Here is a 22317-nt window from a genome sequence, read left to right as displayed (position 1 = left end):
ATCACTCATATGTTATGGATTTATTATAAATCTCCCTCATAGTAGTGTCAACCAGATTGGCGAAAATATAAACATGTATCGACACAGACAGCTGTAATGGAGATCTACTGGCAGCTGTACTGGCTAATGGCTTCGCATTTGTGCTACCATCGGGGCAGGATCACTATAGAAGGGCGGACAACAAGATGAAACATCTGCTGCTGGCAGACGATGATGGCCATATTCGCGCACTGCTGCGCCACGTTATGACGAAGGAAGGATACCGGGTACATGAAGCACAGGACGGTGCGGAAGCCGTCAAAATCATACAGGAGACGCCGATCGATCTGGCGATTCTGGATGTCATGATGCCGGGTATGAATGGACTTGAGCTGTGTGACTACATCCGTCAGCATTACGATATTCCCATTATGCTGCTGACGGCACGGGATCAGCTGTCAGACAAGAAAGAAGGGTATCTGCGAGGTACGGATGAATACGTAACGAAGCCATTCGAACCGGAAGAACTGGTATACCGGGTTAAAGCTCTTTTTCGCCGATATCACCGGACTTCCAGCGATATAATTCGTATGAACCGGATTGTGATTGACCGCAGCAATGTGGAAGTGAGCGACGGGCAGTCGATTCTTTTTTTACCAATGAAGGAATTTGAACTGCTGTCGCAGCTTGCGCAGTTTCCCGGACGCCTCTTTTCGCGGGACGAACTGATTCGATTGGTCTGGGGGGCGGATTATGAAGGAGATGACCGAACGGTAGACGTACATATCAAACGGCTGCGTGACCGCTTTGCGGATTATACAAATGATTTTGTAATCCATACGGTGCGGGGGATTGGATACAAGATCGAGGTGAAATCTCATTGAGAACGCTGTACGTTCGAATATTTCTCATTACGGTGGCTGTGATTATCGTCAGCAGTCTTCTCGGGTTCTTTTTCTCCAACATCTATTATCATGCGAAACTTAAAGACTTTAATGATGAGAAGTTGGTCGGTATCGCCATGGACATGAAAAAGTTTGCCGAAGAGCAGCCTGAGCCGGGTACGGTAGAGCGATATCTTCACAACGCAGCGGCATTAGGATACGAAATCTATGTCACAGACGGTCAAGGGCATGATCAGTTTTACGGTCGGGAGTTCCGCGAAAAAGAGTTGGACAGGCAGGCTGTACGTCTGGTGCTGGGGGGCGATGTGTACCATGGCGTGGCCGAGTTTCCCAGCCAACCATTTATTACGGGATTTTTTGATAATCAATTAAGCAATACGGTGGGTGTTCCGCTGCAGGTAGGCGATGCTCGCTATGCCATGTTCATGCGTCCCGATGTGATCCTGCAGTTTGGAGAACTGCGCATTTTCTTTGCACTTATTGGGGCTTTAACGGTGGGCATCAGTGTCCTGATCTTTCTGTTCAGCACGCGTTATCTGGTGAATCCGATTGAACGGCTGTCCGAAGCGACGAAACGCATTGCGCAGGGCAATTATAACCTGAAATTAAATACAGCAAGACGTGACGAGATTGGCCAGCTCGCCCAGCATTTTATGACGATGAGCAGCGAATTGGAACGGGTGGATCAGGCGCGGCAGCAGTTCGTATCCAATGTCTCACATGAGATCCAGTCACCTTTAACCTCCATTCAGGGGTTTGCCCAATTGGTGGCGGATCGGGAATTACCGGAGCAAGAACGGGCGCATTACGCATCCATTATTGAAGAGGAGAGCAGACATCTTTCGTCGCTGAGTAAACAGCTGCTGCTGCTCTCTTCCCTTGAACAGGGACATGAAGATATGACTCAGACCCAAACCGCATTCTCTCTGAAAGATCAATTCCGTCAGGCCGTTCAGGTACTGCAGTGGCAGTTGGAGGATAAGGAGCTGCTGCTTCGCATGTCCATACCCGATTCCATAGCGCTTAAGGGCAACGAAGTGCTGCTGATGCAGGTCTGGATGAATCTGCTGGGTAATGCGGTGCAGCATCTGCCGAAAGGCCGAAGCATTGAGGTTCGGGCAGAACAGACGGATACCGCATGTGTCGTTTATATTCAGGATAACGGAGACGGAATTGCAGCGGAGCATCTGCCGTTTCTGTTCGATCGTTTCTACAGGGCGGATCATGCGCGTGAACGTTCTTCCGGTGGGACGGGCCTGGGCCTTGCGATTGTGCAGAAAATTATCCGCATCCATCACGGCACGATTGAGGTGTCCAGTTCGGCCAAAGGCACGGTCTTCACCGTGACGCTCCCGCAGATGTAATCTGTTATTCATTTTCCGTTCATTTTCACCTCTTATACTTGGGTTATCAAGAGGGAGGTCAGAGCATATGTACTTGGCTTTACGAGAAATGAGATTTGCAAAGGGACGTTATGCCTTGATTGCCACGATCATGGTGCTGGTTTCGTTTCTGGTGCTGTTTGTAACCGGACTTGCACAGGGGCTGTCGTATGATAACGCGGCTTCGATTAAAAATATGGCAGCATCCCGCTTTGTACTCGAACAGGATTCGAATCATCGTTTCACTCGTTCACAGGTAGGTCAGAAGGAGCTGGATGAGGCGCGTGCTGTCGTTGGGCAGGATCATGCCGAGCCGCTTGGCGTTCGAATGACCACCGTCAGTCCGGCGGACGATACCAAGAAGATCGACGTCGCCCTCTTTATGGTGAACCCGGGCAGCTGGCTTGCGCCAACGGTTACCGAAGGCAGAGCGATCAATGATCAGTCCGCGGGACAGGTTGTGGTAGATCGGAAGCTCGCGAAATCCGGCGTAACGATCGGCACGGTTTTGGTAGATCAGGCTTCGGGAACCGAGTGGACGGTCAGTGGTTTTGTACAAAATGAATCGTTCAGCCACGCACCAGTGGTATTCCTGAATGAGCAGGAATGGCTCGCACTGCAGGTTGGATCACGAGCTGCACAGGTGCCATCGGCAGCGGGGAGTGAAGCTGAAATCGGCAATGGCGCTGGTGCTGCATCTGCAGCATCGGTTACGCCAGTATACAATGCCATTGCGGTCAAGGATGCAGATGATCAGATGAGCAGCCTGAGTGCTGCACTGCCCAAGACAGAGATCATCACCAAATCGGAGGCGGTATCTGCTATCCCTGGTTACAAGGAGGAGCAGGGCTCGCTGCTGATGATGATTGCTTTTCTATATGTGATCTCGGCGTTTGTACTTGCTGTATTTTTCTATGTGATAACGATTCAGAAGACCAGTCAGTTCGGCATTTTAAAAGCAATCGGGACCCGAAACGGTTATCTGGCAGGCAGTGTATCACTGCAGGTCCTGCTGTTATCCGTGGGCAGTTTGGCCATTAGCGTCCTGCTTGTAAGGCTGTTTGAATCTGTGCTGCCCGCATCAATGCCCTTTCAATTAGAATTATCCACGCTTGCATTAACGTGTGTATTGTTCATCCTCATGTCGATGGCGGGTTCGTTATTCTCGGTGTGGAAGGTCGCTAAAATTGATGCACTTGATGCAATTGGGAGGACGGCAGCATGAGAAACCGACTGGAATTGCAAGGCATTACACAGACATTTGATGACGGCGGCAGCCCGCGGACGATTCTGGATCGGCTTGATCTGCAGGTGGCAGAAGGAGAGCTTGTCGCGGTAATGGGCCCTTCGGGCTCTGGCAAAAGCACATTCCTGTCCATTGCAGGTGCACTGCTTCAACCAACGGACGGGGATGTACTGCTGGACGGTACTTCGATTATGGGCAAAAGCAGGACAGATATCTCGGATGTGCGGCTGCGCCAGCTCGGATTTATTTTTCAAAGTGCCAATCTGATTCCTTACCTGAAGGTGGAGGAGCAGTTGATGGTGGTGGCGAAGCTTGCAGGTATGGATAAAAGCAAAGCCGAGCGCCGTGCAGGTGAGCTGCTGGAGACGGTGGGCATGTCTCACCGCCGTAAAGCCTACACCGATAAGCTGTCGGGCGGGGAACGCCAGCGCGCTGCCATTGCGCGGGCGCTGATGAATGATCCGGCTGTGCTGCTGGCGGATGAACCGACGGCCAGCCTGGATGCGGAGCGCGGGCTGGATATTGTAGGCACGATTGCACGGCTCGTCAAGGAGCAGGGCAAAAGTGCAGTGATGGTTACGCATGATGAGCGGATTCTGCCGCTCTGCAGCCGGGTTCTTTTTTTGGAAAAGGGAAAGCTGGTTCAGCATTAAGGACGTTTGGAATACGATTCGAGAAAATATACGGCTCATTATTGATATTGAACATGTTAACGGAAGGTCCATATACCCTGTGTGGGGAGTTGGCCTTCTTTTTGTGTTTTCGATTATAATCGGAAGAGTATGAAGCATATGCACTTGAACCGGATCACTGCATAATATCAGGCTATCAGGAATTGAACTTGGAGAGGAGTGGACATAGATGAGCGGCATAGATGCAGCACAATTTCCTGCACTGAGCACGACGATCCATTGGGGAATTGTAGAGGCTGAATTCCGGCTGGGCAAGCAAGTAGACGAGACACTGGTGAGCAACGTGAGCATCATTCCGTTTGTCGGGGAACAGTGTGTTGTGTTTCAACTGGATAACGGATTGTGGGAGCTGCCCGGAGGAACGTTGGAAGCAGGCGAGCCTTACATGGGCGGATTAGAACGTGAATTGATGGAAGAGTTGGGTGCGGAGCTGCGTTCTTATCAGATTTTCGGGCAATTCCACTGTACCTCCAGTGCACCTTCGCCGTATCGGCCGTACATACCACATCCACATTTCGTTAGAGTGATTGGGTATGGCGATGTGGAATTGGTCAGTGATCCGCTCAATCCCGAGGATGGAGAGCAGGTCGTGTCGGTTGAGGTGGTTAATATCGATGAAGCGGTCCAGCGTTTCCGGGAGCAGAATCGGCAGGATATAGCTGAAATGTACGAACTGGCCTATGTGCTGCGGGAAGCAGAAAAACACGAAGGTAGTGGACAGAACTAGGGAAGAGCACCGCATGGTCCTGGAAGAAATTAACCTATGCTGGATTTGCTGGATTTGAGGGGAGGGAGTTTCGATGCAGGGGCTTTTTAAAGAGATGATTAAAAATGAAGTAAAACCTTTGTTTGCCCGTCACGGTTATACCAAAAAAGGTCTGAATTTTCGAAGAGTCGAAGGCGATCTTATTTACACATTCAACATTCAGAAGTCTCAATCCAATACAGCCAATCACGTTCGCTTCTATATGAACTGCATGATTCATTCCAAGGAGCTGGCGCAGCTGCAGTCTATGATATCAGGCGGTAAAACGATACAGGAGCAGGCTCATCTAAACTGCAGGATTGAAGAGATTGTTCCATCTGCTCCAGACCGCTACTCGCTGACATCTGACGCCGACCTGGTCACTTTTTCAAAAGTATTGTTGTCTCATCTCGAAGAAGCTGTGGAATATATGCGGAACATAACCAGCACCAGAGATATTGTGGAGTATTATATGAGAATGACAGCATTACATTTAAGCGAAGAAACCTTTCATTATCTGCTGCAAAATGGTGATACGACGACTGCTCAGAAATATCTGCAGCAGCTGCAGGCCAAATACGGAGCCGAAAATCGCTGGGCAATCTTTGAGAAGAAGTATGCAGCTATTTTTGCCTCGTGCGGTAGGTGAAAAAATAACTCTGATTGCAGACCAGGAGAGATCAACATTGAAACTATTTTTAAATCTAGATCCCATCAAATTAGAGATCGGATATGAACTAGGCTTCGGGCCGAGCGCCGAATTAGCTGAGCTCATCTTAGCCTTCAAGGAAGATAACGAAGAGATATTATTTCATTTTATAGAATACGACAAAACAAAAGATTCCCATAAAGCGTTGATATCAAAAATGAATTTAGAACAATTCCATGCGGGTGTGTTATGGGACCCAGATTACGAAATGGCAAACAGAGTAGTCGATGTATTAAAACGTAAATCATTCAGGAAAGATGTTAATGTGACCAATGAACAATGGATCGAAGAGTTTCGCAAGCAGGAACTGGACGACATAGATAATGGATTGAAAAATGAAATTCAAGAGTTGTTATATGACATGTGTACGACTTATGAATTAAAAGAGTATCCTGAATCTGTGCGGCATTTCATTCGTCCAAGAGTGAAATACCAAAATAAGCTGTGGCTGAAGCATGCTGATGTACCTCCGCATTTTAAAAGTGTGTTGTGGTATGAACTGCAGACAAAAGAAGAGATCGTCAAAGCTCTAGAATATACGGATTTCTGGTTCAGTTGTGCTATCCTTAGTAAAGGTACTGCGCCGGAGCATTTCAATGCTTATCTGTCCTATACAGAAGAACACGGTCTTGAAGCGGGAGATCCGGATGGCATGGTGCTGTATATCCAGATTCGAGATAAAGCAAGAATGTTAGAGAAAACGCTGCCAAAATTAAAACAAATCGGATCCGTAGAGGTTATAGGGGAGGAAATCACATATGACAACCAATAAAGGAACAAGGCGGACTTGTGAGAAGGGGCATGTATTTTATAAAAAAAGTGACTGTTCTACCTGCCCCAAATGCGAAGCAGAACGGAAACCGAAAGAGGGATTTATGAGCCTGCTGTCTGCTCCGGTAAGACGTGCACTGGAATCAGAGGGAATCACAACCCTCCCGAAACTTGCCGAGTATACGGAGAAAGACATTTTAAAGCTGCACGGGATCGGACCTTCGTCCATGCCCATACTGCGTAAGTCGCTGGAGGAAGAGGGACTATGTTTCAAGGCGCAGCCTTAAGCTTTTTGCTGTTCGCCTTCCTCTTCCTCCACCTTTTCAGAACTATTCTATAACCGATAACAGCTCTTCCATCGTTACTTGATACAGTAAGTTCCCCTCACTCAGCAGCAGGCGATCCTGTCGAAAATCTTGTCGTGCCTGTTGGAACGGGCTGTTTTTTTCGTTCAGCAATGTGAACTTCGTTCCCTTGGTGAGGCTGCCAGGCTTCTGCATTATCTTGAAAATAAATGTTCCATGCTTCTCATACCCGGCATCAAACAAGAAGTGATATCCATCCGTGCAGAAACCCGAGGAACCGGATATATTCGGATTCAAGTAGGTAACTTGAGGTGACTCTGTGCGGACCTCTCCCGAAATACAGCCGAGTTTGAAATCAGTGTAATAGTAGAACCAGACTTTCTGTTCGTTCACGACATTGAGTGCGTAACAGTCGGCAATGTCTGCGCTGTTATTTTTATAAATGATCTTCCCGTAAGCGTCCCAAGCGAGCAGCCCACTCTCCCCAACAGGCGGATTCCAGCCGTAATTACCGAACACACCTTCATCGAAGTAACTGGTCCAGATGGTCCCCTGTTCCGTCACCTGGACACTCTGAATGCCATCGCCTAGTAGAAATTCACGAATTGCTGTACCCTGCCGATCACATAATTTAGCATTCAGATCAAATTTACCATTTCCGTAATAGGTACTGCGAGCGCCAACCAGCAGCAGATGTTCCTGCAGCGGCTGCACGTAATGATAGTGATACTGCTGCCCCTGAATAATGATTTCCTCTACATACTGACTCGATACGATCAGCACTTTGTATGTGTAGGTTTTCTGGAGTTTGGTCTGTACAAACATGTCCTGTTTTCGTTCAGGAACATTGTTGATGAGCAGGATATATGCAAGGCCATCATGTCCCCACTGCACAGAGATTATGCTGAAATCCTCGGTGTAACAGGAGATGTCGGCAAAAGGTAATAATGTTAATTTTGAATCAGTCATCGTTAAATCCTCCCTTATGATCATAAACCAATGCAAGCAGTACCTTGGGCTGCTGTAGTTACCTTGAATGATGCCATAAGCAGATTGGATGGAACATGGCGAAAGTATAACGAGCGATAAAATAAGTAAATAAGCCAAGATCCGCTATAGCTTGTGAGACCTGGATTCCGTATTTTATCAAGTCAGAACGAGTGCGGAATACGTTTGTTCGTTAAATGACGGAGCAGGAAATGACCGAGTTTGGATCGAAGTGATCTGAGATCGGTTTTTTTAGGGTTATTCAGGGGGTTATATACATATTAGATTCTATAGTGGAAGGTGACGTGGGACGTGAAGATTTATCTAGTTCGGCACGGTGCAGATGAAGAAGGTTACCGCGGTGGCTGGAGTCAGCGGGGACTTACCGATCATGGAATTCTTCAGGCCAGAAGATTAGGGACGTATCTGCAGGAGCATGCGGAGCAGTATGATATTCAAACGATTATCAGCAGTGATCTCCCCCGTGCGGTGCAGACAAGCAGTGAAATCGAAGCCGCATTGGATATGCCGATCATGTACACACCTGAGTGGCGTGAGATGAACAATGGTGAGCTGGCAGGTATGCCTCATGCGGAAGCGGAAGAAAAGTACCCGGGTATTTATTTTAATACGTTAGACATGAGTACTGCTTTTCCCGGCGGAGAGAGTCCGATTCATTTTCATACAAGAATTAGAAACACGTTCGAACATTTGTGTATTCAACTCGAAAAGGAACAGATTCAATCCAACGTTCTCTTGGTCACACACGGAGGAGTAATCAATATTCTGTATTATCTTTTGGCTAAGAGGGAGTGGAGCAGCAAGTCCAGTTTCTATCCCATCGACAATACAAGCATTCATACGATCGAGAAACATAAGGAGGGCTGGAGCATAATACACCCTAACAGGATTCCTCACCTGAGATAAGAAAAACCATCGGCATCACTGCTGTCGCCAGTTTTATCCGTCTGAAATTATAGAGTGCCCATATGTAACATCAATGCACATCATCAAATCCGAGAAGTAGGGAGGCCGACACATGAGTGGTAAATCAGAAGAACTGCTGCATCATCTCAAATCTTTATCTGGACCATTCCCCATGTGGAATATGGAGCAGCTGCCGGATCAGCCGGGAGAGTTATTTCTGGATTGGTTGAGATTGGCTGTCGAAAAGGAGGTAAAAGAGCCTCATGCCATGACTCTCTCTACAGTGGATCAGCATGGTTATCCCGATGCGAGGGTGTTAATTTTAAAACATATTATGGAGGATACCTTCTATTTTGCATCCAGCTCGAACAGTCGAAAAGGCCGGCAGTTGAAGGATAACCCAAGGGTCGCACTTACCCTGTACTGGCCTTCATTAGGAAGACAGATTCGAATTCGGGGGATTGCTCAAGATGAGGGGGACGAAGCAGGGGCAGCGGACTTCCGGAAACGCAAACCTGGAGCCAAAGCGGCAGCCATGACGGAGCGTCAAAGTCAGCTGCTGGATTGTGAAGACGAGTTGGAACGTTCTATTGAAGCTCAGAGGAAACGCCTTCAGGATGACCCTGATTTTGCTGCGCCTTATTGGCGTTTATATGCTGTGCATGCAGAGGAAGTAGAGTTCTGGCAGGGGGATACGGAGCGCAAACATTTACGTGTACAATATAAGCTGCAGGATGAACATTGGCAAAAGAACAGGCTGTGGCCTTGAAAGTACAGGCACACAGCAGCAGGAGTGACGAAGACAACTGTACGTAATGTCATAGCGCTTGTAGAATGTCCTTCGCTATAATTTTCAGGTTATCAGGACGATAGAACTGAAATGAAGCAGGGAAGCAGGAGGCAGAGCGTATGACGATTCGAAATAAATATAAAGCACTTGAACTGGAGACACCCGGTATTTATGAACTGGAAGGGCTGGAGGTAGGGGTAACCTCGAATTGCAATTATAAATGCGACTACTGCTGTGCGTACAATCGAGATGATGGCGAGTGCATCAGCAGCGCAGAGGTCATCCGCATCATTCGTGAGCTGCCTCACCTTAAACGGGTACGCTTGTCAGGCGGGGAAGTGACGCTGAAATATAAGGACTGTCTGGAGATCGTAACGTACTGTGCGGCACAAGGCATCGATACACAGCTGAATACAAATGCGAGTCTGCTAACCGAGGAACGAATTATCGCGCTGCGGGATGCGGGTTTGTCTAACATTCATATCTCGTATAACTATACCGATGCGGATTCGTATGCTGCCTATTACCGTGTGCATCCCAGCATGTATGAGCGATTAGAGCATAACATTCGCCTGTGCACGGAATTGGGTCTGGAGACGGTGCTGGAAACCCTGCTGTTCCAAGGCAATCAGGACAGTATGCAGGCAATTAGCGATAAAGTCTACAACTTGGGCGTGCGCATCCATGAGATTCAGAACAGTATCAAGATGCCGCACACCGACTGGAGTCAGATTGTCTCCAAAGCGTCGCTGGTTCAATCAGTCACGGCGTTAATTGAAAATAAAAAGCCGGATACGACGCTTTATTTTACATGCATGGATCGGTTTGCTGAGCAATTGGATCTGCGTGAACAGCCCGGGGTATACTTCTCGAACTGTGTGGATGGGACGAAGCAGCTGCACCTGCATGGCAATGGAGATATTCTGATCTGTGAACTCTGTCATCCGGTGGTCATCGGGAACATCTATGACGGAACGTCATTAAAGGATATTTATAAGCAGCAGCCTGCTGCCTTGACGGACTTTCTGGATAAGCGGCCTTGTCCAGCATATGATGCTTTGTTTGCGTAAGGAGTGAGCCAATGTGCTCGCTCTTTTTTGATGGGAGAGCTTTCCCATTTAAACGGTTATAGGGTACGATGGAGGAAGATGAACGTGAGTCAACTCAGTGCAGGAGGTCGATCATGTATCTTCGAAGAGTCGAATTGATGACAGACAAAATTGATCATCCGGAGCAGTATCCGTTTCATATTCCCTCGATTGAATCTCTGGATCGTTTGGAGTTCAGCCATAACGTTACTTTTTTCGTGGGTGAAAATGGTTCGGGAAAATCAACGCTGCTCGAAGGCATCGCTCATCAGTGTGGATTCAACACTGCCGGGGGCGGGCGCAATAACTATTTTGAGACACATGCGTCAGAGTCAGCGCTTGGAGACTACTTGAGACTGGCCTGGATGCCCAAGATCACCAATGGTTTTTTTATGCGCTCGGAGTCGTTCTATCAATTTGCATCCCATATCGATGAGATGCCGGGATCACTTCAATACTATGGAGGGCGTTCGCTGCATAAGCAGTCCCATGGGGAGTCTTTTCTTAATCTGTTCATCAATCGTTTCAGCTCCAAAGGCATTTATCTGCTTGACGAGCCGGAAGCGGCTTTGTCCCCAGCCCGGCAGCTCTCATTGCTGCGAATTCTCCATGATTTATCCGGTCATTCGCAATTTATTATTGCAACACATTCACCCATTCTGCTTGGGTATCCGGGGGCCGAGATTTTGAGTTTTGATGACGGTCATATTCATAAAATGATGTACGAGGATACGGATCATTACCTGATCACCCGCAGCTTTCTGGAGAATCGGGATCGTATGCTGCATGAATTATTTAAGGATGAATAAATGGAGAACGCAGGAACCAGCTGGAAAACAAACGAGTTAAGGAGAGATGGGATGAAAGCAGGATTGTTAATTATTGATATGCAGGAGAGTATTGTACGCAAACAGATGGATCAGAAGGCCATCGACCATGCCTGCGAATATATTAATCATGTGGCGAACGTACTCCGCTCCAATGACCACGCAGTTGTACATGTGCAGGATGTCGAGGGGATGGAGGGAGCAGAGCCGGAACTGTATCGAGTCATTCCCGAGATTGACGTGGATGAGAAGGATATGACGATCACAAAAGAGAGTTCCAACGCATTCTGGCAAACGGGACTGGAGCAGTCCTTGAAAAATCAGGGCATCGAACTGCTCATTATCGCAGGATTTGCGGCAGAAGAGTGTGTGCTGTTCACATACAATGGTGCAGCGGAACGCGGTTTCAGGCCTGTGATGCTGCAAAATGGCATTCTCAGCACCCATACTGAGGCGGTATCCTCCACATACAGGGACCGTAATGTAATCTCGTATCCGGTAGTAGATTATTTGATTCGATAGTTGGTAACGGAAGCAGATATCCAAATGGATCAAAGAACAGCGTTTACTTTCTAAAAGGAGGCTGGAGGATATGGATGTATACTACAACGCTCTCTTACTTCTTCTCTCGTTCACAGGTGTGATCTGGACCCTCAAAGGATTCAGGAAAAAGTTAAGGCTGATGGTGTTTTTCAGTGTCATTCTGATTCTGGCACCTGTACTGATTATGATGGGTTGGATGACCTGGTTACCGCTTGTAAGTGCTGCTGCATTTGCTGCTGCTTTGTTTGTACCGAAAGAAGGAAACAAGGCATAATGGATGAACTTCTTAAAGAAACTATCGCCCTCGGGCGGTCTGTGTTTGGGGCAGATAACAAGGCTCTGTTTCCTCTCTTATTGGAGAAGAAAAAGGGCCTTTTTGGATTCCCCTTTTCCCATACATGGGTTATGATGGGTGAATAAGTGTGCTTTGGAAAAGATCTGTAGTATGATGAGGGAGGATGTAGGCGCTGAATGGCATATGAGTATCTGGTGAAAGAGGGACTGGAATGACCAGACGTATTATTGTAACTGGCGGTGCGATTATTCGCGACCATGCAGGGAGAATTTTGCTTCAACGGAGATCGGATTATGGAGATTGGGGACTACCCGGCGGCGGAATGGATGCTGGCGAGCAGATCGAAGAGACGATGATCAGGGAAGTGAAAGAGGAGACGGGATTGGAAGTAAGCTCATATGAACTGGCTGCCGTATATACCGGCGAAAGAATGAAATATACATACCCTGACGGGAATAAAGTCGTATTTGTTATGTTTTTATTTAATGTTACTGCAGAGCTGTCCGGGCGGATGGCTCCCGATCTTAGAACCCTTGTATTTCAAGACGAACATCATGAGTCTCTGCAGCTCGTTTTTCACAGTCTCGATGAGATTGATCTGAATGTAATTAATAAGGTGCAGCAGCCTGTATTTATCGACTTGATTGAAGGTAAGAACACATTGCTTCGCAGTTGAAATAACAACATTTCTTGAATATAAGGGGGGCTTCTATTGCCTTGGCCTATGGTTCATTTTGCAATTGCATCCGAAATCGTACCGCATCCATCTCCGACATTATTGCTGGGAAGCTTAGCTCCGGATTCCATTCATGTGAGAACCAATGTACGCAGTGAAAAAGCGAAGACTCACCTTATGGCCACAGAACACCAATTTGCCGCAGATACCGATTTACAGCAGGTTATGGCTTCGGAAATGAACGTGCTTCGGATGCGGCGTGACCCCCAGTTTTTGCATTATCTATGCGGTTATATTGCCCATATCTATACGGACCGGGAGTGGACTTTTCAGATCTATCCTCCATATGAAGCGGACCCGAATGGAAGAGAGATTTACACCCATGACGTCAAGAAGCTGGAGTTCAGAATACGGCGTGAATACGCTGGAGCTTCGGAATGGTTAGATCAGTTGAGGATAGCGAAAGGGTATGAGTTCGGCGGCTTGAAAGCGCAGGAGGTATGCGCGTATAGGGAAGAAAAGTTTGATTTCTTCGCATACTCTGAGAATGAACCTGATGGTGATCTAAAAATACTGACAATGGAGACAGTAACGGAATTTATACATAAAACGGCTTCCGACTTGAAAACCAGATTCAAAGAATGGCAGATCTATGAGCAGCTGCAGTCTTAGCGAGGCGGAAAGAGAGGTTGCAGGGTGGATAAGGAAATTCGTTTGGTATCTTACGAAGAGCAGTATTATCAAGCGTTGACCCATTTTATGCTGAAAAAGGAACAGATGGACTTTACGGCGATGCCTGCTGCAGTGATTGAAGAGGCTGTGACGAATCCGGACAAAGATCCGGTTGTTATTTTATGTGGGGCGGTGCCTGTAGGATTCTTTGTTTTACACAAAGGTTCAGAATACGTAGAGCCAGCAGAGTCGGATTGCAAAATTCTCATTCGTGCGCTGTCCATATCGATGGAACAGCAGGGGAAAGGGTATGCATTGGAGGCGATGAAAAGATTGCCTGCCTGGGTACGCAAGTTTCATCCTGAGATGAACGAGATTATTCTCGCGGTGAATGAAGCAAACCAGGCTGCACGGCAGCTGTATTTGAAATCCGGTTTCCTCGACTTGGGGGTCAGAAGAATGGGCAGGCAGGGTATGCAGTATATTTTGCACTACAGCTTGATGAGATCGGGGAGATAGAATGGACATCACACTGACGCTGGAGCCGCATGGCTGGCTGGATGTATCAATTGAATATAAGACGCACGAACGGGTTGAGCTCCCGGTTTCGTGGCTTTCGGATGCGCTGGGGGATATGGCACGTCAACTTGCTTCGCTCCATAAGGGAACTGAGGAGGTTGTCATGGTAATGCGTATGAACGAATTGGCCGAATAGTACAGATTAATTAAAGGATTCGATCCATCAGACAGGGAGGCAGCCGTGTGGCGAAAATATATAAGGGAAGATACACCGCTCAGATCGAGGGAGAGTTCGTTGTTTTTATTATTGGCATGAGAATTAATCGGCTGTGGGCGATTCATAAGTGGCTGCCTGTGTTCAACTCTATGGGGCCGATGATTAAAGAATTATATCAGAACCCGGACACCGGATTTTTAGGTACAGAATTTCTGGTGAACTGGCGCGGAGTAACCCTGCTGCAGTACTGGCGTTCATACGACGAGTTGGAAACTTATGCGCGTGGCGGATTACATCTGGAGGCATGGAAACGATTTAATAAGTCGATCGGCTCCGACGGTTCTGTGGGAATCTACCATGAGACATATAAAGCTCAAACAGGTTCGCACGAAAGCATCTATGCCAACATGCCGAAGTTTGGACTGGCGAAAGTATCCGATCATGTACCTGCATCAGGAAGACGGGCAACATCAAGGCGCAGAATGGGCGGGGAGAACGAACCGGCAGTAGAGGTACCAGAGAACCCGCGGAACAAGGAATAGTGCAAATGATGAATAGAGAGGAGCATATAATGAAAGCTGCGATTAAAAGAGAAGATTTGGATTCGCACCAATTAAGCTGGCTGTGCATTGAACCGATGCTGCTCTCTGTGCGCGGACAGGATCTGGCGGCTAAAAGAGAGGTGTATCTGCAGCTGAATGAGGGGCAGCAGGCGCTGTACCTATTTTACTCGTATCATAATCATACCCGGAGTCTGGCTGAGTTTTACTGGTTCTCGGCATATCATATCATGGATCTGCAGAGCTGGAACGGGATCAGAAAAGGCATGCAGTTCTTTCAGTTAGATGGAATGGTTCGTATTCTGGATGACATTGAGGCTTTGATAGCCGATGCTAAAAAATCAGGAGAAACATGGCAGGAGGTATCGCCAACCGATCTGGATCATGACCCGCAGCTGCGCCAGCGAACTGAACGGGTATACGCGGCATATCAGGAGGCTTCACAGAAAGGGATTATGGCGATGAATGAGTGGGTTCGGCATCATCAGGACACGGTAGTGGAGATGAAGGAAGAAGTATGAAGCTGCAGGAGACTACTCTGAAAAGAGTAGTTTTTTTGTTTCATTTTTCTAAACGAGTGCAGCGAAACTGCAGATTCATGCAGCAAAACGCAATATCGTGGGAATTGTGCTGGCGGATATGTAATATGAGTGGTGAGAGGAGGACATCGTGTGAAAGTCTTTTTTGAAGAAAGTCAGGAGATGCAGCCGAATGAGGCGAAAATAATAACTCACCCTGAAGATCAATCAAAGTGGGATCGTATTCGGGAAGCGATGAGTCAAATGGAACATGAACTCGTTGTCATCCAGGCAAGGAACAACCGTAACGTAAGGATCAAGCTCAGCACGGTGGCTGCCATTGTATCCGAAGATCGGATGTGCGGCGTGAGTGTTATTACGGGGGAAAGGTACCTGCTTAATCAGCGTTTGAAGTATGTGGAGCAAGAGCTGCAGGAGCAGGACACTACACTTGTCAGAATCAACAATCAGACGATCATTAACACCAGGCATATCGGCAGCTTCTCAGCTGCGGAACATGCCAGAGTTCAGGTCAACCTGACTGATGGTTCAAGCTATTATGTAAGTCGATTCTATATGAAAAACTTTAGGAGGAAATTATGATGGTACAACAACTTAAACAATCCTTTTTTCAAGTATTCACAGTCACGACACTCTGGGTAACGCTGCTGCTGACACTGTTCTATCACAACCAGCCGATCCGTATGACGTTTCTGTGGAATGTGGCAGGCATTTCGTTCGCTGCCGCTGTGCTGTTCGGGGTGATGTACAGCGCACTGTGGAATCATTTTACGCTAAAACCGCTGTGGAATATCGTCATTTCTTCTACATGTAATATCGCCGGGGGGATGGTAATCGTTTGGCTTTTTTCGAGGGAAATGTTTGAGTTAATCGCGCCTTGGTTCCCGGGAATGTGGCTGCTGTCAATCGTGCTGCACGTTATAGCGTTTTATTTTTATGCTAGAATAGACAGCAGGAAGAAAGCGGAAGAGTTAAACGATATTCTAAAGTAGGGTGAACAGCTATGAACGAAGATGAGCTGCTGCTGTATCTTAAACAGTGCGAGCTCTATGACTTTGTGGATTTCTCCAAAGATCAGTGGTTGTCTGGATACAAGGCGTACTATGGCGTTTGATGCCAAAAAAGGAGGGATAGATATTGAAGCCAGAGACTGCTGAAGTGATGCAGAAACAGCTGTGCAGGAAATACAAGGCAGACTACGTTCCAAGTGAACTACACCTGAAGGTGGGAATTGCCTGGAACGTTAAGGAAAAGCGCGAACCGATTCACGGGATGCGCATTCAGCCTGAGGGCGATACGACCGGTTGGTACATTTGGGCTGAAGAGTACTCCGATGCCGATGATTTCTTCGTACCGCTGCATACGGCACATATCGATGATTGGGACCCCAAAATCAAGCCGTATCTTGGACTTGCTCCGGGTTGGAGATTCCTGATTGCCGAGGATTACGAGGATGTATGGTTTGATGAGGGGCTTTTGAACAGATAACTGTATCAGGGCTGAGTCCCGGCTGATGTTCAGTGTGGGGGAATTGGAGGCAGTAAATAACCGGTTATCACGCTTGTTCAATGTATGGTTCAATCCATGCATGACAGCGTGTTTTTTTATGTGAGAGCACGGAGGCATGGAAGTTAACTTCATTTATACGTTCGCAAATTCCACATTATGGGTTATGATGTACCTGAGAGAAAATTAGACAACAACAGGAATTCATTTGGTGGAAAAGGAGTAGGGAGTGAAGAAGCATGATCCAGAGGTTAGCTTTTATATTGGGCATGATTTTGCTTGTTACGGCCTGCCAGAATAAAGAAGCGCCAGAGGATACACAGAAAACAGCTTCGCCGAGCAGTGTGAACCATGAAGAAGTCACCGGAGATGAGTCGGCAGCTTCTCCTTCACAATTACAAGATGAGGATGCCCCGCCGGAATATATTGATGAGAGGATATATGCGGGGGATAAACTGGCCATTGTCAAACAAATGAACGCTCGTTTGCGTTATTTATATGAACAAGATGAAGAGGGATATATGAGCTTGTTTACACCTAGGGCTCCTGTAAGCGGCATGTCTGAATATAAGGTCCGCAAAGTGATTGCGTTAAGTGATATTAAGATTACGGAACAACGGAAGATCTATGAAGCAACCGTAAACGTTACAGAATTAAGGGCGGGAGACGAGAATGAGTACAGCTCCATGATGGTCTTTCAACGAAAGAAAACGGACGGCGATGCAGCACAATGGTTCATTGCAGACATCGATTAACAATAGGATGGACACGTAAGAAGGAAGGAGCAGCGATGAATAAGATATTATTCGAGCTTGTCAATGAAGTGAAGGATGAGGCGACTTTTATTGCATTTTTGAGTGCGCTAAGCCAAGACCGGCAGTCCTGTCCAGATGAATGGCAGCATGATGCGATAGAATCCTTTCTGGAAGCTGCATCCGAGTGGGGGCAGGAATCGGTTAATGGATTAACGCACTACGAGAAGCCGGATAATCCATGGAAACGCTCTGCTCAGATCATGTATATGGGCAAAATCTATGAATAGTAGATGGAATTAAGGCATCGAGGAATTATACATAACGGAGGATGGTATGAATGATGGAATATGTAGAGATTGGTCTGATCGTGGTTACAGTGTTGTTGTTCATCAGGGGTGCAGTAAGCAGGCGTAAATCTTTCTTTAGATGGGGGATTGCCAGCCTGCTTCTGCTGCTTGTACTATTTATTCCTTCGTTTGTGAATGGATTTCAGAACGGGTTTGTTGATGGATGGGCAGCCAAGTGACGAATTCATTGAACAGCAATATATCGTATGTGCAGAACGGCGGCCGATTTAACTTTCGCGTGGCAGGGATCGTAATGCATGCGGACAGAGTTCTTTTGCATCAGGCGAAACAGGATGATTTCTGGAACCTGCCCGGAGGGCGGGTAGAAATGAACGAATCAACAGAGGATGCTGTTCGGCGAGAGATGATGGAGGAGATTGGGGTACATGTCCGGGTCGGGAAGCTTGCCTGTGTTTGCGAAGACTTTTATGAATACGATGGCATGAACATGCACGAGATTGGGTTCTATTACGTGATCTCGTTACCCGAAGGACATGCGTACTATGATGAGGCTGAGTTCAATGGTTTGGAGCGTGATGGCGAACTGACGTTTCGCTGGTTCCCGTTGCGAGAGCTTGAGCACATGGAGATTTATCCTGTTTTTCTGAAAAGGGAACTTGTTAACTATCGTGATCCCAACGATATCAGACACATCATCCAGAGATAGAGGGGCAGTCAATGGACATTACATTTATCCGTCATGGCCACGCGGAGCATTTGCTGAATTATCCGAATGAGCTTAACCGGGTGCACCCGGGTCTGACGGAACAAGGGAAGCGTCAGATTACAGCCTTACGTAAAACAATAAAGGTGGAAACGGGTGATCCCGTCATAGTCAGTCCGACCAAACGAACGCTTGAAACGGCACAGCTGTTACCGACGAGTGAGCACAGCAGGGTGATGATCAGCCCTTTGGTCGGGCCAAGAATGTTTCCTCAGGATCCAACGTTTGCTCCGTTAAGATGTGACCAGATCTATACGAGGAGAGAACTTGGCACTTTATATTCAGAGATGCAGGTCCTTCATGGTGGACGGAATGAATGGAAAGAAAGTATAAATCAGATGGCGGCACAGCGTTTTACGAGATTAGCAGAACAGCTTCTGGATTGGTGCAGGAAACAGAACGGGCATACCTTTATCGTCTCACATGATGGTACGATTACGAATTATAGAGTGCTTTTAGGTGAACAGGGATTAACAAGAGATGATTTTCTAGGTGAAGCTGGATACTGCACCGTCCGCAGTATTTAAGAGTAGGTGGAGACCATTGAACTCATACGGTTGATGATAAAATCCATAGGAGGCTTATATGAAGTCAATTTCACTTTCATTTTCGATTCTGTTAGCCAGTGCTGTTCTGGGAGCTGCGTTTATCATTGGCTGTGTGCTGTTCGTGAATCAAGACAAAGGTCAGAATCAGATTAACACAGTACCGGCTCTAAGTGCAGAGCAGTCGATTCTAAGTCAGAAAGCCATGCTGACCCTGCAGGAAACGGCTGTATATCTAGGTATGAAAGAAGATCAGGTGATGAGTATTATTCAGGCTGAGCAGCGTAGTTTGAATGCGTTTCACCGTTTTGAGGGCAAGATGTTCCCGTTTATTAAAGTGCAGGATCAATTTTACATAAGCCGGGTTGAACTGGAGTCATGGATACAGGATGCTTCCAACAATCATCGAAGATATATCAATGGAGAGATGCAGTAGTCAAGGCATTCAAAAAATTTCATCTCGTAACGTAAAGGATAAGGGAGTTAGCGAACATGGAGTTGATCGGACAACAGATTAAAATCAGCAGCTTAACCGAGCAGGATATGGATTTTATATGCAAACTGGAATGTGATGCAGACTTGTGGGCCTTTGAGGAAACGGTGGAAACGAAGGAAGATGATGTGAAGGAAAAGTACCGCAGTCATTTTCCCGTTGAAGGTGAGACACCGTATGCGTATGATTTTGTCATCCGCCGCTTGAATGATTCGAGCGAGACACCCATTGGAATTGTTCAGATATGGAGTTATGTTGACTTTCGCAAAAGCTGGGAACTGGGATATGCTGTACTGCCCGAATATTCAGGCAAAGGGTACGGAAGCGAGGCGGCCCGGTTATTACTTCAATATGCATTTAATGAGTTAAAGGCTCATAAGGTTGTCGGGATGTGTAATGCCGAAAATGTACGCTCCACTGCTTTGATGCAGCATGCGGGCATGACGAGGGAAGCGATTTTCAAGGAAGAGTTATGGTGGCAGAACAAGTGGACAGATCAGTACTTTTTTTCTATTTTGGATAGAGAGTTTAAGGAAGTTATTAGTGAACATGAGGAGGCTGTGTCTCAATGACAAGACGCAAACTGGTTTTGCTGAGTGACGTATACTTTCATGCAAATGATAGATTGAATGAGAGAATTCGAAGCCTTTTTCAGCCGAAACAGCCTTCCATCGGTTACATTCCTTCCTGTTCCGACCCGCAGCGGATCTATGTCGAACATACCCGGCGTTACTACCGCCAGCTTGGCATTGAAGATGTACAGTACTATGATCTCGATACGGAGTACGAGGAAGGAATGCTGGACTCTCTTTTCCAACATGATGCGATCCATCTGTCCGGCGGCAATACATTTTATTTTCTAAGCTTGCTGCAGAAACGAAATGTGCTGGATCAGCTGCGTTCCTATGTCGATAAAGGCGGTATTCTGATTGGAGTCAGCGCAGGCAGTATTCTGATGACACCTTCCATTCGTTTGGCTGGACACGGTGAAGATGCGGACGAGAATTATATCCAGTTAACGGATCTGCAGGCGCTCGGACTTGTGCATTTTGAGTTTGCACCCCATTGGGATGGTACGGAAGAAACACTGCACGCTCTTCAGGAATATGCGCAACTGCAGCAAACGGAGGTTTATGGTTGTCCGGATGGCGGAGCTGTCATTGTTGAAGATGATTCAATTGAACGGTTTGGCGGGGCAGCTGCCGTGCATTAAAAGAGGATGATAATGATGTATACCATTCAAGTCTGCTGCCGTCTTAAAGAATTATGCCGAGTATATGCTCAGACAAAGGTTATGAGGCAATGCAGGCTTAAAGGAGAAAACAACAATGAAAGAGTCAAAACGGATCAAATGGGAGAAACAATTGAAACAAGGTAAGCGGTATCATATTTGGGTGCGCGGCGTTCTTGGCTGGGGACTGCCTCTGGCTTTCCTGTATACCTTGGTGATGACCTCATGGAGTGGGCAAAGTCTCACGCTGAATGGTGAGTTTTATGTGAATTTACTGACCGCCCTAGTTCTGTTCCCGGCCGCTGGAATTTGGTATGGGGTCTGGACGTGGAAAATTCTGAAGATGAAAGTAGAGCAGAACAGAAGGTAGTTCTATCTCGTGTGAAAAGGAATGAGAACATGATTACGGAGCTTAGCTCATCTGAGTTTTACAAAATAAAACATCTCACGGACGACTGCCGCAATATTGAGGCCAAAGCAGTCGCTTCGGGCGTAAATCCCGGGCGAATCTATGTGGATGATGCCGATGACATCAAGGCAGCTCTTATATGGATTCAGGGGCAGTCCGGTTACCAACTCATTGGTGATGCGCAGTCCGAAGCTTTTCGACGTGAGCTGCGGTTATACATGGAGACATACGTGAGGCCCGAATGGGCAGCCTTACAAATCTCCGCGATAGAGATCGGGGCTGCTGATGATCGCTGGGAAGATGTAATCCAACATATGGCGGGTTCGAGTGAGATTAACTGTGATGTGCAGCATGTGTTTATGTTAAATCCGATGCACAGCATTGCAGGAAGTGACGACCCTAAGCCCGCTGCCCGAATGAAGCTGCATGCAGATGGTGAAACACGGGTGATCCGAATAGACGAAGCATTGTTTAAAGATAGCCGCTTGAATCATCTGTCCTTTGTCACCGATAAAATCAATTCCTTCTGGACGACGGTGGATGCTTTTTTAGAACATGGTTTGGGCTGTGTTGTAGTTCATGACGAAGATATCGTAAGTGTATGCCTCTCTGCGTTCGTTGAGGGAAGTACACATGCTGTTGATATTGAAACCTTGGAAGGTTATCGAAAGCAGAATTATGCTGCGCTGGCGGCTCAAGCGTATATGGAGCAGTGCAATCAGGCAGGCATCCATCCATATTGGGACTGCTCACCTGATAACACAGGTTCAATCCGTTTAGCACAAAACATAGGTTTGTCTCTCGATTTTAACTATCTGGTGTATTGGTACACCATCTCATCGTCTGTAAGCAGTTAAATCTGTGGATGGAGTTAGAGTCGAAAGAGTACAGCATTCGGTAGATCAGGGTATCTTGAAGCATTCCAAATAAGAT

34 protein-coding genes and 1 pseudogene are annotated in these 22317 nt (G+C 47.0%); 34 read left to right on the top strand and 1 reads right to left on the bottom strand.

Features of this window, described 5'->3' with window-relative positions; translation table 11 throughout:
* Positions 1-185: 185 nt before the first annotated feature.
* The 8 genes from ABXS70_RS18070 to ABXS70_RS18035 all read left to right on the top strand — a co-directional run bounded on the left by ABXS70_RS18070 (position 186) and on the right by ABXS70_RS18035 (position 6716).
* Positions 186-863, top strand: coding sequence for a response regulator transcription factor (locus tag ABXS70_RS18070; protein WP_342554929.1), 678 nt, complete (start codon positions 186-188; stop codon positions 861-863).
* Positions 860-2248, top strand: coding sequence for a HAMP domain-containing sensor histidine kinase (locus tag ABXS70_RS18065; RefSeq protein ID WP_342554930.1), 1389 nt, complete (start codon positions 860-862; stop codon positions 2246-2248). Before ABXS70_RS18070 ends, ABXS70_RS18065 begins: the two co-directional genes overlap by 4 nt.
* A 67-nt stretch (positions 2249-2315) precedes the next feature.
* A complete protein-coding gene (locus ABXS70_RS18060; protein ID WP_366289651.1) occupies positions 2316-3491 on the top strand; it encodes an ABC transporter permease in 1176 nt (391 codons plus the stop codon).
* On the top strand, positions 3488-4165 hold the full coding sequence (locus ABXS70_RS18055) for an ABC transporter ATP-binding protein (RefSeq protein WP_366289648.1): 678 nt from the start codon (positions 3488-3490) through the stop codon (positions 4163-4165). Before ABXS70_RS18060 ends, ABXS70_RS18055 begins: the two co-directional genes overlap by 4 nt.
* 208 nt (positions 4166-4373) lie before the next feature.
* Positions 4374-4931 (top strand): NUDIX domain-containing protein, encoded by a 558-nt coding sequence (locus tag ABXS70_RS18050; protein ID WP_366289645.1) that lies wholly within the window; start codon positions 4374-4376, stop codon positions 4929-4931.
* A gap of 73 nt (positions 4932-5004) precedes the next feature.
* Positions 5005-5598, top strand: coding sequence for a DUF4304 domain-containing protein (locus ABXS70_RS18045; protein WP_342554934.1), 594 nt, complete (start codon positions 5005-5007; stop codon positions 5596-5598).
* Between the two features lie 37 nt (positions 5599-5635).
* Positions 5636-6430 carry a hypothetical protein gene (locus ABXS70_RS18040; protein ID WP_366289642.1) on the top strand — a complete coding sequence of 265 codons (795 nt, stop codon included), beginning with the start codon at positions 5636-5638 and terminating at the stop codon, positions 6428-6430.
* Positions 6417-6716 carry an RNA polymerase alpha subunit C-terminal domain-containing protein gene (locus tag ABXS70_RS18035; RefSeq protein ID WP_342554936.1) on the top strand — a complete coding sequence of 100 codons (300 nt, stop codon included), beginning with the start codon at positions 6417-6419 and terminating at the stop codon, positions 6714-6716. The genes ABXS70_RS18040 and ABXS70_RS18035 overlap by 14 nt, the downstream gene beginning before the upstream one ends.
* 42 nt (positions 6717-6758) lie before the next feature.
* On the opposite strand, the gene ABXS70_RS18030 is transcribed toward ABXS70_RS18035, so the two are convergent.
* Positions 6759-7703 carry a hypothetical protein gene (locus ABXS70_RS18030; RefSeq protein WP_366289639.1) on the bottom strand — a complete coding sequence of 315 codons (945 nt, stop codon included), beginning with the start codon at positions 7701-7703 and terminating at the stop codon, positions 6759-6761.
* A 146-nt stretch (positions 7704-7849) separates the two neighbouring features.
* Here ABXS70_RS18030 and ABXS70_RS18025 point away from each other — a divergent pair, with 146 nt between their 5' ends.
* The 26 genes and pseudogenes from ABXS70_RS18025 (at position 7850) to ABXS70_RS17900 (ending at position 22241) form a co-directional block, all read left to right on the top strand.
* Positions 7850-7918, top strand: a complete 69-nt coding sequence (locus ABXS70_RS18025) for a DUF2569 family protein (protein ID WP_366296678.1) — start codon at positions 7850-7852, stop codon at positions 7916-7918.
* A 115-nt stretch (positions 7919-8033) separates the two neighbouring features.
* Positions 8034-8648 (top strand): histidine phosphatase family protein, encoded by a 615-nt coding sequence (locus tag ABXS70_RS18020; protein ID WP_366289636.1) that lies wholly within the window; start codon positions 8034-8036, stop codon positions 8646-8648.
* Between the two features lie 112 nt (positions 8649-8760).
* Complete coding sequence (locus ABXS70_RS18015; protein WP_366289633.1) at positions 8761-9417, top strand: pyridoxal 5'-phosphate synthase; 657 nt, start codon at positions 8761-8763, stop codon at positions 9415-9417.
* 140 nt (positions 9418-9557) lie between these two features.
* The gene (locus tag ABXS70_RS18010; RefSeq protein WP_366289630.1) at positions 9558-10508 is read left to right on the top strand and encodes a radical SAM protein; all 951 of its coding nucleotides are present in this window, start codon (positions 9558-9560) and stop codon (positions 10506-10508) included.
* Positions 10509-10621: 113 nt separating this feature from the next.
* Complete coding sequence (locus ABXS70_RS18005) at positions 10622-11335, top strand: AAA family ATPase (RefSeq protein WP_366289627.1); 714 nt, start codon at positions 10622-10624, stop codon at positions 11333-11335.
* 51 nt (positions 11336-11386) lie between these two features.
* Positions 11387-11875, top strand: coding sequence for an isochorismatase family cysteine hydrolase (locus ABXS70_RS18000; RefSeq protein WP_342554942.1), 489 nt, complete (start codon positions 11387-11389; stop codon positions 11873-11875).
* A 70-nt stretch (positions 11876-11945) separates the two neighbouring features.
* Positions 11946-12170, top strand: a complete 225-nt coding sequence (locus ABXS70_RS17995) for a hypothetical protein (RefSeq protein ID WP_342554943.1) — start codon at positions 11946-11948, stop codon at positions 12168-12170.
* A 232-nt stretch (positions 12171-12402) separates the two neighbouring features.
* Complete coding sequence (locus ABXS70_RS17990; protein WP_342554945.1) at positions 12403-12867, top strand: NUDIX domain-containing protein; 465 nt, start codon at positions 12403-12405, stop codon at positions 12865-12867.
* Positions 12868-12903: 36 nt separating this feature from the next.
* Entirely contained in the window at positions 12904-13539 is a 636-nt protein-coding gene (locus ABXS70_RS17985) for a hypothetical protein (RefSeq protein ID WP_342554946.1), read from the top strand.
* Between the two features lie 24 nt (positions 13540-13563).
* The gene (locus ABXS70_RS17980) at positions 13564-14058 is read left to right on the top strand and encodes a GNAT family protein (protein ID WP_342554947.1); all 495 of its coding nucleotides are present in this window, start codon (positions 13564-13566) and stop codon (positions 14056-14058) included.
* Between the two features lies 1 nt (position 14059).
* Entirely contained in the window at positions 14060-14254 is a 195-nt protein-coding gene (locus ABXS70_RS17975; RefSeq protein WP_342554948.1) for a hypothetical protein, read from the top strand.
* A gap of 47 nt (positions 14255-14301) precedes the next feature.
* On the top strand, positions 14302-14817 hold the full coding sequence (locus ABXS70_RS17970; RefSeq protein ID WP_366289621.1) for a DUF4188 domain-containing protein: 516 nt from the start codon (positions 14302-14304) through the stop codon (positions 14815-14817).
* A gap of 29 nt (positions 14818-14846) precedes the next feature.
* Positions 14847-15356 carry a hypothetical protein gene (locus ABXS70_RS17965; RefSeq protein WP_366289618.1) on the top strand — a complete coding sequence of 170 codons (510 nt, stop codon included), beginning with the start codon at positions 14847-14849 and terminating at the stop codon, positions 15354-15356.
* Between the two features lie 150 nt (positions 15357-15506).
* The gene (locus ABXS70_RS17960) at positions 15507-15956 is read left to right on the top strand and encodes a LytTR family DNA-binding domain-containing protein (protein ID WP_366289615.1); all 450 of its coding nucleotides are present in this window, start codon (positions 15507-15509) and stop codon (positions 15954-15956) included.
* Positions 15953-16366: a hypothetical protein gene (locus tag ABXS70_RS17955; RefSeq protein ID WP_366289612.1), complete on the top strand. Its 414-nt coding sequence runs from the start codon at positions 15953-15955 to the stop codon at positions 16364-16366. The genes ABXS70_RS17960 and ABXS70_RS17955 overlap by 4 nt, the downstream gene beginning before the upstream one ends.
* A gap of 169 nt (positions 16367-16535) precedes the next feature.
* Positions 16536-16841 (top strand): annotated as a pseudogene (locus ABXS70_RS17950) (hypothetical protein); the annotation flags it as partial.
* A gap of 278 nt (positions 16842-17119) precedes the next feature.
* Complete coding sequence (locus ABXS70_RS17945; RefSeq protein WP_342554953.1) at positions 17120-17635, top strand: hypothetical protein; 516 nt, start codon at positions 17120-17122, stop codon at positions 17633-17635.
* Between the two features lie 35 nt (positions 17636-17670).
* The gene (locus ABXS70_RS17940) at positions 17671-17922 is read left to right on the top strand and encodes a hypothetical protein (RefSeq protein WP_342554954.1); all 252 of its coding nucleotides are present in this window, start codon (positions 17671-17673) and stop codon (positions 17920-17922) included.
* A 50-nt stretch (positions 17923-17972) separates the two neighbouring features.
* Positions 17973-18161 carry a hypothetical protein gene (locus ABXS70_RS17935; protein WP_342554955.1) on the top strand — a complete coding sequence of 63 codons (189 nt, stop codon included), beginning with the start codon at positions 17973-17975 and terminating at the stop codon, positions 18159-18161.
* On the top strand, positions 18158-18649 hold the full coding sequence (locus tag ABXS70_RS17930; RefSeq protein ID WP_342554956.1) for an NUDIX hydrolase: 492 nt from the start codon (positions 18158-18160) through the stop codon (positions 18647-18649). The genes ABXS70_RS17935 and ABXS70_RS17930 overlap by 4 nt, the downstream gene beginning before the upstream one ends.
* A gap of 11 nt (positions 18650-18660) precedes the next feature.
* Entirely contained in the window at positions 18661-19233 is a 573-nt protein-coding gene (locus tag ABXS70_RS17925; protein ID WP_366289607.1) for a histidine phosphatase family protein, read from the top strand.
* Between the two features lie 58 nt (positions 19234-19291).
* On the top strand, positions 19292-19687 hold the full coding sequence (locus ABXS70_RS17920; protein ID WP_342554958.1) for a hypothetical protein: 396 nt from the start codon (positions 19292-19294) through the stop codon (positions 19685-19687).
* A gap of 56 nt (positions 19688-19743) precedes the next feature.
* Positions 19744-20316 carry a GNAT family N-acetyltransferase gene (locus tag ABXS70_RS17915; RefSeq protein WP_342554959.1) on the top strand — a complete coding sequence of 191 codons (573 nt, stop codon included), beginning with the start codon at positions 19744-19746 and terminating at the stop codon, positions 20314-20316.
* Positions 20313-20957, top strand: a complete 645-nt coding sequence (locus ABXS70_RS17910; protein ID WP_342554960.1) for a Type 1 glutamine amidotransferase-like domain-containing protein — start codon at positions 20313-20315, stop codon at positions 20955-20957. Before ABXS70_RS17915 ends, ABXS70_RS17910 begins: the two co-directional genes overlap by 4 nt.
* A gap of 115 nt (positions 20958-21072) precedes the next feature.
* Positions 21073-21345, top strand: coding sequence for a hypothetical protein (locus ABXS70_RS17905; protein ID WP_342554961.1), 273 nt, complete (start codon positions 21073-21075; stop codon positions 21343-21345).
* A gap of 29 nt (positions 21346-21374) precedes the next feature.
* Entirely contained in the window at positions 21375-22241 is an 867-nt protein-coding gene (locus ABXS70_RS17900; protein ID WP_366289602.1) for a GNAT family N-acetyltransferase, read from the top strand.
* Positions 22242-22317 lie beyond the last annotated feature (76 nt).

The organism is Paenibacillus sp. AN1007 (genome assembly GCF_040702995.1).
Taxonomy (GTDB): domain Bacteria; phylum Bacillota; class Bacilli; order Paenibacillales; family Paenibacillaceae; genus Paenibacillus.
This window is presented reverse-complemented; position numbering and strand designations above follow the sequence as displayed.

What these genes read in the sequence shown, in the direction of transcription:
- ABXS70_RS17920 (WP_342554958.1), top strand. Translation starts at nt 19,292, where the DNA reads ATGAAGTCAATTTCACTTTCATTTTCGATTCTGTTAGCCAGTGCTGTT.
- ABXS70_RS17990 (WP_342554945.1), top strand. Translation starts at nt 12,403, where the DNA reads ATGACCAGACGTATTATTGTAACTGGCGGTGCGATTATTCGCGACCAT.
- ABXS70_RS18000 (WP_342554942.1), top strand. Translation starts at nt 11,387, where the DNA reads ATGAAAGCAGGATTGTTAATTATTGATATGCAGGAGAGTATTGTACGC.
- ABXS70_RS18005 (WP_366289627.1), top strand. Translation starts at nt 10,622, where the DNA reads ATGTATCTTCGAAGAGTCGAATTGATGACAGACAAAATTGATCATCCG.
- ABXS70_RS18060 (WP_366289651.1), top strand. Translation starts at nt 2,316, where the DNA reads ATGTACTTGGCTTTACGAGAAATGAGATTTGCAAAGGGACGTTATGCC.
- ABXS70_RS17955 (WP_366289612.1), top strand. Translation starts at nt 15,953, where the DNA reads ATGATGGTACAACAACTTAAACAATCCTTTTTTCAAGTATTCACAGTC.
- ABXS70_RS17905 (WP_342554961.1), top strand. Translation starts at nt 21,073, where the DNA reads ATGAAAGAGTCAAAACGGATCAAATGGGAGAAACAATTGAAACAAGGT.
- ABXS70_RS17925 (WP_366289607.1), top strand. Translation starts at nt 18,661, where the DNA reads ATGGACATTACATTTATCCGTCATGGCCACGCGGAGCATTTGCTGAAT.
- ABXS70_RS18015 (WP_366289633.1), top strand. Translation starts at nt 8,761, where the DNA reads ATGAGTGGTAAATCAGAAGAACTGCTGCATCATCTCAAATCTTTATCT.
- ABXS70_RS18035 (WP_342554936.1), top strand. Translation starts at nt 6,417, where the DNA reads ATGACAACCAATAAAGGAACAAGGCGGACTTGTGAGAAGGGGCATGTA.
- ABXS70_RS18050 (WP_366289645.1), top strand. Translation starts at nt 4,374, where the DNA reads ATGAGCGGCATAGATGCAGCACAATTTCCTGCACTGAGCACGACGATC.
- ABXS70_RS18070 (WP_342554929.1), top strand. Translation starts at nt 186, where the DNA reads ATGAAACATCTGCTGCTGGCAGACGATGATGGCCATATTCGCGCACTG.
- ABXS70_RS17945 (WP_342554953.1), top strand. Translation starts at nt 17,120, where the DNA reads ATGATCCAGAGGTTAGCTTTTATATTGGGCATGATTTTGCTTGTTACG.
- ABXS70_RS17900 (WP_366289602.1), top strand. Translation starts at nt 21,375, where the DNA reads ATGATTACGGAGCTTAGCTCATCTGAGTTTTACAAAATAAAACATCTC.
- ABXS70_RS17965 (WP_366289618.1), top strand. Translation starts at nt 14,847, where the DNA reads ATGAAAGCTGCGATTAAAAGAGAAGATTTGGATTCGCACCAATTAAGC.
- ABXS70_RS18030 (WP_366289639.1), bottom strand. Translation starts at nt 7,703, where the DNA reads ATGACTGATTCAAAATTAACATTATTACCTTTTGCCGACATCTCCTGT.
- ABXS70_RS18045 (WP_342554934.1), top strand. Translation starts at nt 5,005, where the DNA reads ATGCAGGGGCTTTTTAAAGAGATGATTAAAAATGAAGTAAAACCTTTG.
- ABXS70_RS17940 (WP_342554954.1), top strand. Translation starts at nt 17,671, where the DNA reads ATGAATAAGATATTATTCGAGCTTGTCAATGAAGTGAAGGATGAGGCG.
- ABXS70_RS17975 (WP_342554948.1), top strand. Translation starts at nt 14,060, where the DNA reads ATGGACATCACACTGACGCTGGAGCCGCATGGCTGGCTGGATGTATCA.
- ABXS70_RS17995 (WP_342554943.1), top strand. Translation starts at nt 11,946, where the DNA reads ATGGATGTATACTACAACGCTCTCTTACTTCTTCTCTCGTTCACAGGT.
- ABXS70_RS17910 (WP_342554960.1), top strand. Translation starts at nt 20,313, where the DNA reads ATGACAAGACGCAAACTGGTTTTGCTGAGTGACGTATACTTTCATGCA.
- ABXS70_RS18010 (WP_366289630.1), top strand. Translation starts at nt 9,558, where the DNA reads ATGACGATTCGAAATAAATATAAAGCACTTGAACTGGAGACACCCGGT.
- ABXS70_RS17915 (WP_342554959.1), top strand. Translation starts at nt 19,744, where the DNA reads ATGGAGTTGATCGGACAACAGATTAAAATCAGCAGCTTAACCGAGCAG.
- ABXS70_RS17935 (WP_342554955.1), top strand. Translation starts at nt 17,973, where the DNA reads ATGATGGAATATGTAGAGATTGGTCTGATCGTGGTTACAGTGTTGTTG.
- ABXS70_RS18055 (WP_366289648.1), top strand. Translation starts at nt 3,488, where the DNA reads ATGAGAAACCGACTGGAATTGCAAGGCATTACACAGACATTTGATGAC.